Origin of the sequence: Niallia sp. XMNu-256, assembly GCF_036670015.1 — a bacterium.
Lineage (GTDB): Bacteria > Bacillota > Bacilli > Bacillales > Cytobacillaceae > Bacillus_BD.
On record NZ_CP137636.1, the window covers coordinates 666,709 to 680,691 of the forward strand.

Annotated in this window: 13 protein-coding genes; all 13 read left to right on the plus strand. The window is 39.0% G+C overall.

Going from position 1 to position 13,983, the window contains the following annotated elements; genetic code table 11:
• Positions 1-5 precede the first annotated feature (5 nt).
• Positions 6-2,864: an excinuclease ABC subunit UvrA gene (uvrA, locus tag R4Z10_RS03305; RefSeq protein WP_338471812.1), complete on the plus strand. Its 2,859-nt coding sequence runs from the start codon at positions 6-8 to the stop codon at positions 2,862-2,864.
• Between the two features lie 183 nt (positions 2,865-3,047).
• The gene (locus tag R4Z10_RS03310) at positions 3,048-4,154 is read left to right on the plus strand and encodes a DUF4097 domain-containing protein (RefSeq protein WP_338471813.1); all 1,107 of its coding nucleotides are present in this window, start codon (positions 3,048-3,050) and stop codon (positions 4,152-4,154) included.
• Positions 4,155-4,205: 51 nt separating this feature from the next.
• Entirely contained in the window at positions 4,206-4,568 is a 363-nt protein-coding gene (locus R4Z10_RS03315; protein WP_338471814.1) for a phage holin family protein, read from the plus strand.
• 409 nt (positions 4,569-4,977) lie between these two features.
• Positions 4,978-5,919 (plus strand): HPr(Ser) kinase/phosphatase, encoded by a 942-nt coding sequence (hprK, locus tag R4Z10_RS03320; RefSeq protein ID WP_338471815.1) that lies wholly within the window; start codon positions 4,978-4,980, stop codon positions 5,917-5,919.
• 113 nt (positions 5,920-6,032) lie between these two features.
• On the plus strand, positions 6,033-6,884 hold the full coding sequence (gene lgt, locus R4Z10_RS03325; protein WP_338471816.1) for a prolipoprotein diacylglyceryl transferase: 852 nt from the start codon (positions 6,033-6,035) through the stop codon (positions 6,882-6,884).
• A gap of 225 nt (positions 6,885-7,109) precedes the next feature.
• Positions 7,110-8,081 carry a nucleoside recognition domain-containing protein gene (locus R4Z10_RS03330; protein ID WP_338471817.1) on the plus strand — a complete coding sequence of 324 codons (972 nt, stop codon included), beginning with the start codon at positions 7,110-7,112 and terminating at the stop codon, positions 8,079-8,081.
• A complete protein-coding gene (gene ppaX / locus R4Z10_RS03335; RefSeq protein ID WP_338471818.1) occupies positions 8,050-8,703 on the plus strand; it encodes a pyrophosphatase PpaX in 654 nt (217 codons plus the stop codon). Before R4Z10_RS03330 ends, ppaX begins: the two co-directional genes overlap by 32 nt.
• Positions 8,700-9,179: an acyltransferase gene (locus R4Z10_RS03340; RefSeq protein WP_338471819.1), complete on the plus strand. Its 480-nt coding sequence runs from the start codon at positions 8,700-8,702 to the stop codon at positions 9,177-9,179. The genes ppaX and R4Z10_RS03340 overlap by 4 nt, the downstream gene beginning before the upstream one ends.
• Positions 9,180-9,382: 203 nt before the next feature.
• Positions 9,383-10,570: an ATP phosphoribosyltransferase regulatory subunit gene (locus tag R4Z10_RS03345; RefSeq protein WP_338471820.1), complete on the plus strand. Its 1,188-nt coding sequence runs from the start codon at positions 9,383-9,385 to the stop codon at positions 10,568-10,570.
• Positions 10,567-11,211, plus strand: coding sequence for an ATP phosphoribosyltransferase (gene hisG, locus R4Z10_RS03350; protein WP_338471821.1), 645 nt, complete (start codon positions 10,567-10,569; stop codon positions 11,209-11,211). Before R4Z10_RS03345 ends, hisG begins: the two co-directional genes overlap by 4 nt.
• Before the next feature lie 122 nt (positions 11,212-11,333).
• The gene (hisD, locus tag R4Z10_RS03355; protein ID WP_338471822.1) at positions 11,334-12,605 is read left to right on the plus strand and encodes a histidinol dehydrogenase; all 1,272 of its coding nucleotides are present in this window, start codon (positions 11,334-11,336) and stop codon (positions 12,603-12,605) included.
• A 129-nt stretch (positions 12,606-12,734) separates the two neighbouring features.
• Positions 12,735-13,322 carry an imidazoleglycerol-phosphate dehydratase HisB gene (gene hisB, locus R4Z10_RS03360; protein ID WP_338471823.1) on the plus strand — a complete coding sequence of 196 codons (588 nt, stop codon included), beginning with the start codon at positions 12,735-12,737 and terminating at the stop codon, positions 13,320-13,322.
• Complete coding sequence (gene hisH, locus R4Z10_RS03365) at positions 13,323-13,937, plus strand: imidazole glycerol phosphate synthase subunit HisH (protein WP_338471824.1); 615 nt, start codon at positions 13,323-13,325, stop codon at positions 13,935-13,937.
• Positions 13,938-13,983 lie beyond the last annotated feature (46 nt).

The following is a 13,983-nucleotide window of genomic DNA, read 5'->3' on the forward strand; positions in this document are numbered from 1 at the left end:
GCCAAATGGCGATGGATAAACTAGTAATTAAGGGTGCCAGAGCCCATAATTTAAAAAATGTTGATATCACGATTCCGAGAGATAAGCTTGTTGTAATAACAGGACTTTCCGGTTCAGGGAAGTCCTCCCTTGCGTTTGATACGATTTATGCAGAAGGACAGCGAAGATATGTAGAATCCCTTTCTGCCTATGCACGCCAATTTCTTGGACAAATGGACAAGCCGGATGTTGATCTAATTGAAGGGTTATCACCAGCCATTGCAATTGATCAAAAAACAACCAGCAATAATCCACGCTCAACAGTTGGAACCGTGACAGAAATTTACGATTATTTACGCCTGCTACTTTCGAGGGTTGGACATCCGATTTGCCCGACACATGGAATTGAAATAACCTCACAAACGATTGAGCAAATGGTTGATCGTATCATGGAGTACCCTGAACGTACGAGGATTCAAGTACTTTCTCCGATTGTCTCTGGAAAGAAAGGAGCCCATGTCAAATTACTTGAAGATATAAAAAAACAAGGATATGTCCGTGTCCGAGTTGATGGGGACATGTTTGATCTAGGCGAGGATATTGAACTTGACAAGAATAAGAAGCATTCGATTGAGGTCGTGATTGACCGTATTGTCGTAAAAGAGGGGATAGAACCAAGACTTGCTGATTCACTTGAATCTGCTTTAAAACTAGGTGGAGGACGAGTACTAATAGATGTCATGGATCAAGAAGAACTTCTTTTCAGTGAACATCATTCTTGTCCAATTTGTGGTTTTGCAATAGACTCTCTAGAACCGCGGATGTTTTCTTTCAATAATCCATTCGGAGCTTGTTCGGAATGTGATGGATTAGGAGCTATGAAAGAAGTTGACGTCAATCTGGTTATTCCGGATAAGTCGCTTACTTTAAGACAAAATGCCATTGTTCCATGGGAAGGCAAGATGTCAAAATACTATCCGCAATTACTAGAATGTATATGTACGCATTATGGAATTGATATGGATATCCCTGTTGAGGAGATACCCCAACATCAGATGGATAAAATTTTACATGGTTCAGATGGAGAAAAGATTTTATTCCACTATGAAAATGACTATGGCCAGGTACGAGAAAACTTTATTGAATTTGAGGGAGTTCTTCGTAATATTGAACGACGGTATCGGGATTCAAGCTCAGATATGATCCGTGAGCAGATGGAAAAGTATATGGCTGAACGTTCCTGTAAAACTTGTAAAGGCTATCGACTAAGTAAGGCATCATTGGCAGTTAAGATTGAAGGACGGCATATAGGCGAAATTACTGAGCTTTCAATCGAACAAGCATTATCTTTCTTTAACAACCTGATTTTATCGGAAAAAGAAGCGCAAATTGCCAAATTGATTCTGCGTGAGATTGATCAACGTCTACGTTTTCTAACTAATGTGGGGCTTGATTATATCCATTTAAGTCGATCTGCAGGAACATTGTCTGGTGGTGAAGCCCAGCGGATCCGTTTAGCCACTCAAATTGGTTCTCGTTTAACAGGTGTTCTTTATATTTTAGATGAGCCATCGATCGGACTGCATCAACGTGATAATGACCTATTGATTGGGTCGTTACAAAGTATGCGTGATATTGGTAATACCCTTATCGTTGTTGAACATGATGAAGATACAATGATGGCCGCTGACTATTTAATAGATATTGGTCCAGGTGCAGGCGTTCATGGCGGTCAAATTATGGCATCTGGGACACCAGAAGAGGTCATGACTAATCCGAATTCATTAACAGGTCAATATTTATCGGGGAAAAAGTTTATCCCCCTTCCAGTTGAGAGGAAAAAACCGGATGGACGTTTCATTGAAATTAAAGGGGCAAAGGAAAATAACTTAAAAAATATCAATGTTAAATTTCCACTAGGTATGTTTTTAGCTGTAACAGGAGTATCGGGTTCAGGTAAAAGTACCTTAGTAAATGAAATTTTACAAAAGACATTGGCAAATAAGTTAAACCGTGCACGAATTCAACCTGGTGCTTACCGTTCAATTTCAGGATTAGAGCATTTAGAAAAGGTTATTGATATTGACCAAACCCCTATAGGAAGAACGCCAAGGTCAAATCCTGCAACTTACACAGGAGTATTTGATGATATCCGTGATGTTTTCTCCCAAACAAACGAAGCGAAAGTACGTGGCTACCAAAAAGGCCGTTTTAGCTTTAATGTAAAAGGAGGCCGCTGTGAGGCCTGTCGTGGAGATGGGATTATTAAAATTGAGATGCACTTTTTACCAGATGTTTATGTACCATGTGAAATTTGTCATGGTAAAAGGTACAACCGCGAGACCCTTGAGGTCAGATATAAAGGTAAAAATATTTCTGAGATTTTAGATATGACAGTTGAAGATGCTCTTGTCTTCTTTGAAAATATCCCAAGAATTAAACGTAAATTACAGACTTTATATGATGTTGGTCTTGGTTACGTCAAACTTGGGCAACCAGCTACGACACTATCAGGCGGAGAGGCACAACGTGTCAAATTAGCCTCAGAGCTTCAACGCCGTTCAAATGGAAAAACCTTCTATATATTAGATGAGCCAACTACAGGATTACACGCGGATGATATTTCAAGATTATTAGTTGTTTTACAGCGATTGGTTGAAAATGGGGATACGGTACTAGTCATTGAGCATAATTTAGATGTAATCAAAACAGCAGATTATATTGTGGATCTAGGACCAGAAGGTGGGGAAAGAGGGGGTTCGATTGTCGCAACCGGAACTCCTGAAGAGGTTGCTGAAACGCCTGGTTCCTACACTGGAAAATACTTAAAACGAATCTTAGAACGTGACAACAACCGCATGAAACAACAAATAACGGTAGACTAACTATGCGTGGGGCAATACGCCCCAAAGCACTTTATAATCGTAACTGCACATTTCTTAATCTCTCGTTAAATAAGTTTTTTTCGTCCCCCGAATTGTCTTAATTGGATAATTTTTTTGAAACATAAATCTAGTCTTAATCGTATAGTTCTTTTGAAAAGACATTTCCCCTAGGAGGAATGAAGAATGAAGGAAGAACGTAAACGAATACTGAAAATGGTTGAAGAAGGTAGATTAACGGTTGACGAGGCTCTTACATTAATAGAAGAATTAGATAAATCATCCCAAGTGAAACAAGAAAAGCAAGAGAAATTAGTGACAGAACTTTCGACTGTTGTTAAATCTAATGATCAACAGCAAAGGTATGAAAGAAAAGCGCATGAGACCTTTCAAACGACAAAAGATAAGATTTTTGACTTTGTTGATAGTGCGGTTAAGAAGATTAAAGAGTTTGATCTCGATTTAAATTTTGGAAAGCATTGGGAAGTAGCACATATTTTTCAGCAAAGCGATGAAAATATTAAATATATGGATATAGATATTGCTAATGGTCATGTTTCTGTCATTCCATGGGATCAAACAGACATCCGTATCGAATGCGAAGCGCAAGTCTATAAAGGGGAATCTCAGGACGAAGCAAGAAATAATCTATTAAAAGATGTTACTTTTGAAGTCCGCGGACAGCGTTTATTTTTTACAACTAACCAAAAGTGGATAAAATTAAAAGCGAAAGTTTATATTCCCCAAATCGAATATAGTCAAATCGACATTCGGATGTTTAATGGATCAGTTGAGGGAAAAGATTTACATGTGAATCAATTTAAAGTCAAAACCGCAAACGGAAAAATCAATATGGGCGGAATCAATGGTAAGGAAGTCGAAGTAGAAACCGCAAATGGTGGGATTGTATTTACAAATTCCAATGTAGCGAAATTGGAAGCTGAAACGTTAAATGGCGGGATTGAAGTGGAGGGAGATTACCGTAAGATTGAGGTGCAATCATTTAATGGGGATATTAAGGCCCAATTGCAGGGGAGTGCATGTGAGTGGTTAGAAGCAAGTACAACAACCGGTTCAATTGAGTGTCTGATTCCTCAACAATATTCAGTCAATGGTGATTTGAAATCAAATTTGGGCAATTTTACGGTAGATTTAGAAGGAATTCAAATCGTTGAGGAGAAAAGTGAGCTTATCCAAAAAAATCTCAGCTTTAAATCAATTCAAGAGTCTTCACACCCATTGCGATTATTTGCTGACACAAAAACAGGTTCTATTGCAATCCGAAAAGCATAAGGTATACGAAAAAGCAGTCATATTCCTTTTGAAAGAATGGGAGGTGTTAAGATGAAATGGTTCCTGGGGATTGTGATTAATGCCGTTCTATTTATGGCACTAGCCGGCTTTTTTCAAAACTCTATCTATATTGAAGGAATTTGGGCTGCGTTAGGAGCTAGTTTTGTTCTGTCAGTACTCAATATTTTTGTCAAACCCATCCTAATCATTTTAACATTACCTGTTACCGTTCTTTCATTAGGATTGTTTTTATTTGTCATTAATGCACTGACATTGTTATTAACTGATAATATTATGGGGAGTGCTTTTGAAATTGAAAGCTTTGGAATGGCATTTTTAGTAGCTGTCATCATGTCCATTGTAAATATAATTATTCAAAACCAATTTACATCTAGAAAAATAGAGAAAAAATAAAATCTCGGCTTTAGGAAAGGCATCTGGTATCCACTGGGGAAAGTGGAACTAGATGCCTTTTTGTTAGGCTTACCGGCAGTAAGATCCCTACCTAAATAAAGGAAGATAGAGGGGGGGATCAATAGCCCGTAAAGCTCCGGGAGTTTGAACACAGACTAAATACGCCTCTGGAAACGTCTGTGTGACCAGCAAGCTGCGGCCTAAAGCTTTCCATCAGTGGAAGATGAAAGAAGCTCCACTGATGGAAGTTTCACTTTATTGCCAATATCTTTATGTTTAGAAATAAAAGTGTATGAGAGTATAACTTACTTAGAAAAAGTGATAAAATAAAACTCGAACTTTATTATTACGATTAATGAAATTTTTTATATAAGGCCTACACCTTACTGGATGTAAAAGGAGGAGCAACGTGGTTAAAGTACGCACAAAGGATATCATTGAAAAGTTCGGCCTTGAGTTAATAAGTGGGGAAGAAGGCATCAATCGCCCAATCACTATGAGTGATATATCACGACCTGGTATTGAAATTGCAGGATACTTTGATTTTTATCCTGCAGATCGAATTCAATTAATTGGAAAAACAGAGCTTACCTTCGCGTCTAAATTGTCAGAATCTGAACGAGCTTCCCGTATGGAACAACTTTGTACGGATGTAACGCCAGGAATTGTTATTTCGAGAGATATGCCTGTTCCAGAGGAGCTCATTGAGCCATCAGAAAGAGAATCTGTACCGATTATGCGGACAAAGCAAAACACAACGAAGTTTTCAGGGATGCTGACTAATTTTCTAGAAAGTAAGTTAGCACCGACAACAGCCATTCATGGTGTGCTTGTTGATATCTATGGTGTCGGTGTACTTATTATGGGACAAAGTGGGGTCGGAAAAAGCGAAACCGCTCTCGAACTTGTTAAACGTGGTCACCGCCTTGTGGCAGACGATTGTGTGGAAATTCGCCAAGAAGATGAGAATAACTTAATTGGAACTGCACCTGAACTTATCGAGCATTTATTAGAAATTCGTGGACTTGGGATTATTGACGTGATGACGTTATTTGGGGCAGGGGCCGTGCTTCCTAGTAAAAAAATCTCTCTAGTCATTAATCTAGAAACTTGGGATCAACATAAACAGTACGATCGACTTGGATTGGATGAAGAGAAGATTAAAATCATTGATACGGATGTAACAAAGATTACAATCCCCGTACGACCAGGCCGAAATCTAGCGGTTATTATTGAAGTGGCAGCAATGAACTTCCGTTTAAAACGGATGGGGATGAACGCAGCAGAAAGTTTTACGGAAAGGTTGAATAATGTCATTGTTGAAAATGGTCAAGAAGAATCAGAAAGTTAACGTGAGAAGTAATAAGCCTTTTTCTTTAAGAATTGATTTACATCAAGCCTATATTTGGAATAATCAATTATAGTCTATAAGGTGTAAATCATTAATATAAGGAGTTGTTTTAATTGGAGGAAAGTATTCAACCGCTTGACCCCATTGCCCTTTCCCTTGGCCCGATCCAAATCCACTGGTATGGTGTTATTATTGGAGCGGCCATTGCATTGGGTCTATATTTAGCGATAAAGGAATCAGATAAACGCGGACTTGAAAAGGATTTATTTATAGATATGATTTTGTGGGCTGCTCCCATAGCGATTCTTTCTGCACGTGCTTATTATGTTATCTTCGAATGGGATTATTACTCGCAGAACCCCAGCCAAATTATTGCCATTTGGAAAGGTGGATTAGCCATCCATGGTGCCTTAATTGGTTCGATCATCACAGCCTATGTTTTTACCAAAAAGAGGGGGACTTCCTTCTGGAAAGTAGCTGACATTGCTGCACCCAGTCTCATTTTAGGTCAGGCGATAGGTCGGTGGGGAAATTTTATGAACCAGGAAGCACATGGGGGAGAGGTTACCCGTGAATTTCTAGAAGGTTTATTATTGCCAGACTGGATTATTAACCAAATGTATATCAATGGTGCCTATTACCATCCAACATTTTTATATGAATCGCTTTGGAATTTAGCTGGATTTATTTTGTTAATTTTATTAAGAAGAGTGAACTTACGTCGAGGAGAACTATTTCTAACTTATTTAATTTGGTACTCCATTGGTCGTTACTTTGTCGAAGGCTTAAGAACAGATAGTCTAATGCTTACGGAAGGAATCCGGATGGCACAATTGATATCCATTATTCTTATTGTTGGAGCGATTGTTGTTTTAATTTATCGTCGGGTAAAGGGATATGCAAATATCGGTTATTTAGACCAAGAAGCACCGAAAAAGACAGCGAAGAAAAAGAAGCGTAAATAGGATTAACTTCATTTAACAAATGCTTTTTGTACCCAACTTCCGATAGGTACAGAAAGCCTTTATTTCTATAAGAGGAATTGAAATGTTATAGATTTTCTGATTCAGTAGGGCTACCTTGTTTGAATAATGTTAGGCCTCCGGGCGAAAATTCAGCGGGATGAAGTTGATTTTAGCTACCAATCAGATGTATAAAGGGGCAATCTATTTTTGTAAAGGGAGAGTTTCATGATTCATTCAATCAAAAAGGGTCTTTTAGTTGGGCTTAATGTAACTTGGTTACTAGGGAAAGTGATTTTTCCGATCACTTTAATTTTGGCTATATTACAGCACACTCCTGTTTTACCATGGCTCTTTGATCTCATTGCGCCATTTATGAGTATATTTGGATTATCGGGTGAGGCAGCAATCCCACTCGTACTTGGGAATGTGTTAACTTTATACGCTGGGATAGGGGCAATTTTATCGTTAGATTTAACAGTAAAAGAAGTCTTTACGATCGCGTTAATGCTTGGGTTTGCCCACAGTATGTTTATTGAGAGTGCAGTTGTCATGAAGGTTGGTATTAAATTATGGGTGGTTCTCCTCGTCCGATACGGATTAGCTATTCTATCTGGAATTATGGTGAACTTGTTTTGGCAAGGTGGTTCACAGACTGCACAGTTCGGGTTGTTGTCTAACACGTCACAAACAGAAACAGTGACAGGCTGGCTGCCCATTACTTTAGATGCCTTGCAACAAGCATTTATCGGGGTCTTCCAATTAATGCTAATTGTTATTCCCCTTATGATTGTTATTCAAATTCTCAAAGACAACCGTTTTATTGATGTTTTTTCGAAAAAAATGGCACCCATTACTCGTACATTAGGCATGAGTGAAAATACATCTACAACCTTAACAGCAGGTTTACTTTTTGGCTTATCATATGGTGCAGGGGTTATGATTCAAGCGTCAAGAGAAGAAGGCGTTTCGAAAAAAGACTTGACGATTGCGTTTATTTTCCTAGGTGCTTGTCATGCAGTTATTGAGGATACTCTTATATTTGTACCGCTAGGAATCCCTGTTCTCCCACTATTATTGATTCGTGTAGGTATTGCGATTCTGCTAACTGTAATTGTTGCGATCCTATGGAAGAAAGCTGAGAGCGCAAGGAGAAAGGAAGTTACTTATGGACAAAAAAATCACAACTCTACTATTTGATTTAGATGGTACATTAATTGATACAAATGAATTAATTATTACATCTTTTCTTCATACGTTAGAAAAATATTTTCCACGCCAATATCAACGGGAGGATGTATTGCCGTTCTTGGGGCCGACCCTCGATGATACGTTTTCAAAATTAAATCCCGAAAAAGTAGACGAGATGTGTGATGTGTATCGTACCTTTAATAAGGAGACGCATGATTCATTAGTTGAAGAGTTTCCAGGTGTATATGAAACGATGAAGCTTTTAAAGGAATCGGGCTTTAAGATGGGAATTGTTACATCGAAAATGTCTGATGTTGCTATGATGGGGATGAAATTAACGAAAATTGATCGGTTTTTCGATGTCCTTATCGCGTATGATCATATTGAAAATCCTAAACCAGATCCAGAATCTCTTTATAAGGCACTTGACGTACTTGGTTCAAGGCCAGATGAAGCAATCATGATTGGTGATAATGGTTCAGATATTTTAGCTGGTAAAAATGCAGGGATGATAACGATCGGAGTAGCATGGTCAATTAAAGGCAGAGAGTATGTAAACTCATTTGAGCCAAATTATATGTTAGAACATATTACCGACATCTTACCAATTGTTGGTGTTAAACAAAAATGAGAAAAACAGAACGTTTTCCGGTAGAAGGGGCCAATTCTTTATGGCATGTCTATAAAACCGTACCTTTTTGGAAGGTAATTAAGAATTTTATTGTGATTCAGTTGGCACGATACAGTCCATCTCTGGGTTTCAAAAACTGGCTTTACCGGCATTTATTAAAAATGAAAGTGGGCGAGCAAACCTCGTTTGGCTTAATGGTGATGTTAGATATTATGTTTCCAGAAAAGATTAGTGTTGGACGTAATACCGTTATTGGCTATAACACAACAATATTGGCTCATGAATATTTAATTAAAGAATACCGTCTCGGTGACGTCGTAATTGGCAATGAAGTCATGATTGGGGCCAATTCAACGATCCTTCCGGGTGTAACAATTGGCGACGGAGCAGTTGTCTCGGCTGGGACACTTGTCAACCGAGATGTTCCACCAGGTGCTTTCGTCGGCGGGAATCCGATGGTCTTCATTCGGAAATGAAAAAAGAGTGCTAGGAGCTTTCCACTTTATGGAAGGTGCCTAGCACTCTTTTTTGAATATAATAGCGAATAGAATCCCATTTACATATGAAAGGTGATTGGCTATTTTTTCCTTGACAAAGCAATTGATGAGCGATACAATAACTTCAACTTACTACCATATTAGCGAACTAAAGTAAAATGTGAACAGAGGTGGTCTACCGGATGAGTCGTTTATTCATGTTTGAAAAACCATTAGGAATGAGAGATACGTTGCCAGAGTTGTATGAGGCCAAACATCGTACTCGTTCATTTATTAGTGAAGAAATGAAAAAGTGGGGTTACCAATTTATTGAAACTCCTGCACTAGAATACTATGAAACGGTTGGGACGGCTTCAGCCATTTTAGACGGACAACTTTTTAAATTATTGGATCAACAAGGACATACCCTTGTACTTAGACCTGATATGACCTCCCCAATTGCAAGGGTAGCAGCTTCTAAGTTATTAAAGGAAGATTTGCCACTTCGTCTTGCTTATTCTGCAAATGTTTACCGTGCGCAACAACGAGAAGGCGGTCGCCCAGCTGAATTTGAACAAATTGGTGTTGAATGTATTGGCGATAGTACAATGAGTGCAGATGGTGAAGGGATAGCTTTACTGATTTCTTCCCTTGAGAAGGCAGGACTACAACATTTTCAATTATCTGTAGGCCATATTGGGTTTATTCGGGAGTTTTTCATTGATATATTAGGTACGGAAGAACGTGTTAAAACATTAACGACCTTTTTATATGAAAAAAATTATGTTGGGTATCGAGAGCATGTAAAGCAGCTCCCCCTTTCATCAATTGATAAACAGCGATTAATTGATTTCTTAAGCTTAAGAGGTGGAGAGGAAGTTATCGAAGCTGCTATAAATCTGCTTGAGAACAATAAGGGAATAGAAGCCATTCAAGACTTAAAAGCATTATGGGATATTCTTAAAGATTATGGTGAAGTGGGCAAACGTGTTAAGTTCGACTTAACCTTAGTTAGCCATATGACTTATTATACAGGGATTTTATTTGAAGTATATGCAGACCAAGTAGGGTTCCCAATTGCTAGTGGCGGACGCTATGATCGTCTCTTAAGCCAATTTGGAAAAGAAACGGGTGCAACCGGATTTGCCATTCGACTTGACCGTCTTCTTGAGGCACTAGATAACTTTGAGAAACGTGAACCGGTGAAATGCATTATTTTCAGTGGAGAGCGGCGTAAGGAAGCGTTTCAATTAGCAGCTGAAAAGAGAAATGAGGGAATGAAAGTCATTTTACAAGATATCAATGGGGTTAAGAATATTGATGCTTGTACGGAGCTATATGAGGAAATCATAATGTTAGTTGGAAAAGCAGGGAAGGAGTCAGCACGATGAATGAGCCTTTAACGATTGCAATGCCAAAAGGACGAATTTTTGAGGAAGCAGCCGAATTGCTTCGAGAAGCGGGCTTTCAACTGCCACCAGAGTTCGATGATTCAAGAAAATTAATTATTGATGTGGAAGAAGAGAATTTCCGGTTTATCCTTGCAAAGCCAATGGACGTACCTACCTATGTAGAACATGGTGTTGCAGACCTTGGAATTGCGGGGAAAGACGTAATGCTTGAAGAAGAACGTGACGTTTACGAAGTATTGGACTTGAAAATTAGTGAATGCCATTTGGCGGTTGCAGGATTACCTAACACTAAAATGAACGACATTGCCCCAAAAATTGCAACAAAATATCCAAATGTGGCTTCCACGTACTTCCGTGAGCAAGGAGAACAAGTTGAAATAATTAAATTAAATGGTTCAATTGAGCTTGCCCCGATTATTGGTCTTGCCGACCGGATTGTGGACATTGTATCAACAGGCCGGACGTTAGTTGAAAATGGATTAGTTGAATATGAGCGGATTGTCGATATCACATCCCGTTTAATTGTAAATCCAGTTAGCTATCGGATGAAGGACGAGCGTATTAGTGAAATTGTTGAACGAATTGCAAAAGTTTTAGAGGCAAAGGCTGCCATTGCTTAAGGAGTTCGAAAGGGGGTTCTGAAACATTCGGAATGGTTAAATTCCTTTCGGAAGGACCTTTCGGACGATTCAGAACCTCATTCCCATGATATAAAGAATTTACATAAGTTAGGATGAGTCCGGTGAAGATCATAAAAGTAAATGATGATATTTCAATAAAAAGATCGGTAGATAGTGGTACAGAAGAGCAACAAGTTATTGTTAAGGATATCATTGAAAAGGTTAGGGAACAGGGCGATGCGGCACTTAAAGATTATACAGCCAAATTCGATGGAGTCACACTACAATCGTTAGCTGTTACAGAAAATGAAATCAAGGAAGCATACAACCTTGTATCATCTGAAATGATAGAGATAATTAAGGAAGCAGCCGTTAATATTCGATATTTCCATGAGAAACAATTACAAGATTCTTGGATAACAACTGATCGAAATGGTACGATTTTAGGACAAAAGGTTACTCCGCTTGACTCAGCAGGTGTATATGTACCAGGCGGAACTGCCGCGTACCCATCATCCGTTTTGATGAATGTCATTCCTGCTCAAGTTGCTGGGGTAGAGCGTATTGTCATGGTTTCCCCTCCAGGAAAAGATGGGAAGTTACCAGCAGGGGTGTTGGTTGCGGCGAAAGAAGCAGGAGTGAAAGAAATTTATAAAGTTGGTGGTGCCCAGGCCATTGCGGCGCTTGCTTATGGAACCGAGTCCATTCAATCTGTTGATAAAATAACAGGACCAGGCAACATTTTCGTTGCATTAGCAAAGCGGGAAGTATTCGGTGATGTGGATATTGATATGATTGCAGGACCTAGTGAGATTGCTGTATTAGCAGATGATAGTGCAAGAGCGAATGAAGTTGCAGCTGATCTACTATCACAAGCTGAACATGATGCCCGTGCTTGCAGTGTCCTTGTAACACCTTCAATGGCTTTAGCAGAAGCGGTTGCGGCTGAAGTTAAAAAACAGCTTGAGACCTTACCTCGTCGTGAAATTGCTGCACAATCTATTTCAGATTATGGGGCTATTTATGTAACCGAAGATATTGATGAAGCCATTGAAACTGTGAACAAGTTAGCACCTGAACATCTTGAGGTGATGGTGGAAAATGCAATGGAAAAGGTTGGACGGATCCGCCATGCTGGTGCAATTTTTATTGGACGGTACAGCTCAGAACCAGTTGGTGATTACTTTGCAGGACCTAATCATGTACTACCGACAAATGGAACTGCACGCTTTTCAAGCCCATTAAGTGTAGATGACTTTCAAAAGAAATCAAGTCTTATCATGTATAGCGAACAAGCTTTTCAGGAAAACAGTGCGAAAATTGCCGCATTTGCTCGGCTTGAAGGACTTGAAGCCCATGCGCGAGCGGTTGAGGCTCGCCTCGATGATAAGTAAGATAAAAATGCGAGTAAACTAACTATTTTAAGAGTAAGTAATTAAATTAAATATGGTAAACATGAGAACAATGCGAATGAACTTAATTTGGGAAGGTACGAGCACTTTAATATAAAGGAGTTATGAAAAATGTCTAGAACAGCATCAATTAGTAGAAAAACTGGTGAGACCAATATTGAACTTTCATTAAATATTGATGGTTCTGGCCAATCCGAGTTAGAAACGGGAGTTCCATTCTTAACGCATATGCTTGATTTATTTGCCAAGCATGGCCAATTTGACTTAAAGGTGAATGCTATTGGCGATATAGAAATAGATGACCATCATACGACTGAGGATATTGGAATTTGTCTCGGACAAGTCTTTAAAGAAGCTCTTGGTGACAAAAAAGGAATTAAACGGTATGGAAATGCAACCATTCCAATGGATGAAACATTGGCAACTGTTGTGGTTGATTTAAGCAATCGTCCGCACTTTGAAATTCGTGCGGAGTATCCGAGTCAAAAAGTTGGTACCTTTGATACAGAATTGGTAAATGAATTCCTTTGGAAATTCGCTCTTGAAGCCAGAATGAACTTACATGTGATCGTCCATTATGGTCAAAATACACACCATATCATTGAAGCTATTTTTAAAGCAATGGCAAGAGCGCTTGATGAGGCCACAAAGATTGATCCAAGGGTCAAAGGGGTCCCATCTTCAAAGGGGATGTTATAAGTGATTGGAATTGTCGATTATGGAATGGGGAACTTGTTCAGTGTCAGTGAGGCATTAAAACGCCTAGAAGTAGCCTTTTTCATATCAGAAGATCCCGATGAGTTAGCAAAAGCAGATCGACTGATTTTACCAGGTGTCGGCGCATTTAAAGATGCAATGGTACGTTTAAATGATACGGGTATGACTGATTTCCTTCATGAATATGTTGCAACCGGAAAGCCATTGTTAGGTATTTGCTTAGGGATGCAACTACTATTTGAAGAAAGTGAAGAAGGTGGACATTCTAAAGGTCTTGGACTTTTGCCAGGTCATGTCGTTCGTTTTCCCGGAAAGGTTGAAAGTGGCGAAACATACAAAGTTCCACATATGGGATGGAATCGGGTAAAATGGGTTCATGCTTCACCTATTACGAAAAAAACAGATGAAGATTACGCATATTTTGTCCATTCTTATTTTGTCAAAACAGACAATCCTGAAATTCTAATCGGCAAGGCTGACTATTACGAAGAAGTACCGGCAGTAGTCGGCCGTAACAGCATTTACGGCATGCAATTTCATCCGGAAAAAAGCAGCAAACTTGGTGTACAATTATTAACAAACTTTTGTAATATGTAACCAAGGGAGAGGTTCTCGCTGTTCATATTGAATGTAATGGGAGATT

Coding starts and splice junctions, on each gene's coding strand:
- uvrA (WP_338471812.1), top strand. CDS start 6: ATGGCGATGGATAAACTAGTAATTAAGGGTGCCAGAGCCCATAATTTA.
- R4Z10_RS03310 (WP_338471813.1), top strand. CDS start 3,048: ATGAAGGAAGAACGTAAACGAATACTGAAAATGGTTGAAGAAGGTAGA.
- R4Z10_RS03315 (WP_338471814.1), top strand. CDS start 4,206: ATGAAATGGTTCCTGGGGATTGTGATTAATGCCGTTCTATTTATGGCA.
- R4Z10_RS03330 (WP_338471817.1), top strand. CDS start 7,110: ATGATTCATTCAATCAAAAAGGGTCTTTTAGTTGGGCTTAATGTAACT.
- ppaX (WP_338471818.1), top strand. CDS start 8,050: ATGGACAAAAAAATCACAACTCTACTATTTGATTTAGATGGTACATTA.
- R4Z10_RS03340 (WP_338471819.1), top strand. CDS start 8,700: ATGAGAAAAACAGAACGTTTTCCGGTAGAAGGGGCCAATTCTTTATGG.
- R4Z10_RS03345 (WP_338471820.1), top strand. CDS start 9,383: ATGAGTCGTTTATTCATGTTTGAAAAACCATTAGGAATGAGAGATACG.
- hisG (WP_338471821.1), top strand. CDS start 10,567: ATGAATGAGCCTTTAACGATTGCAATGCCAAAAGGACGAATTTTTGAG.
- hisB (WP_338471823.1), top strand. CDS start 12,735: ATGTCTAGAACAGCATCAATTAGTAGAAAAACTGGTGAGACCAATATT.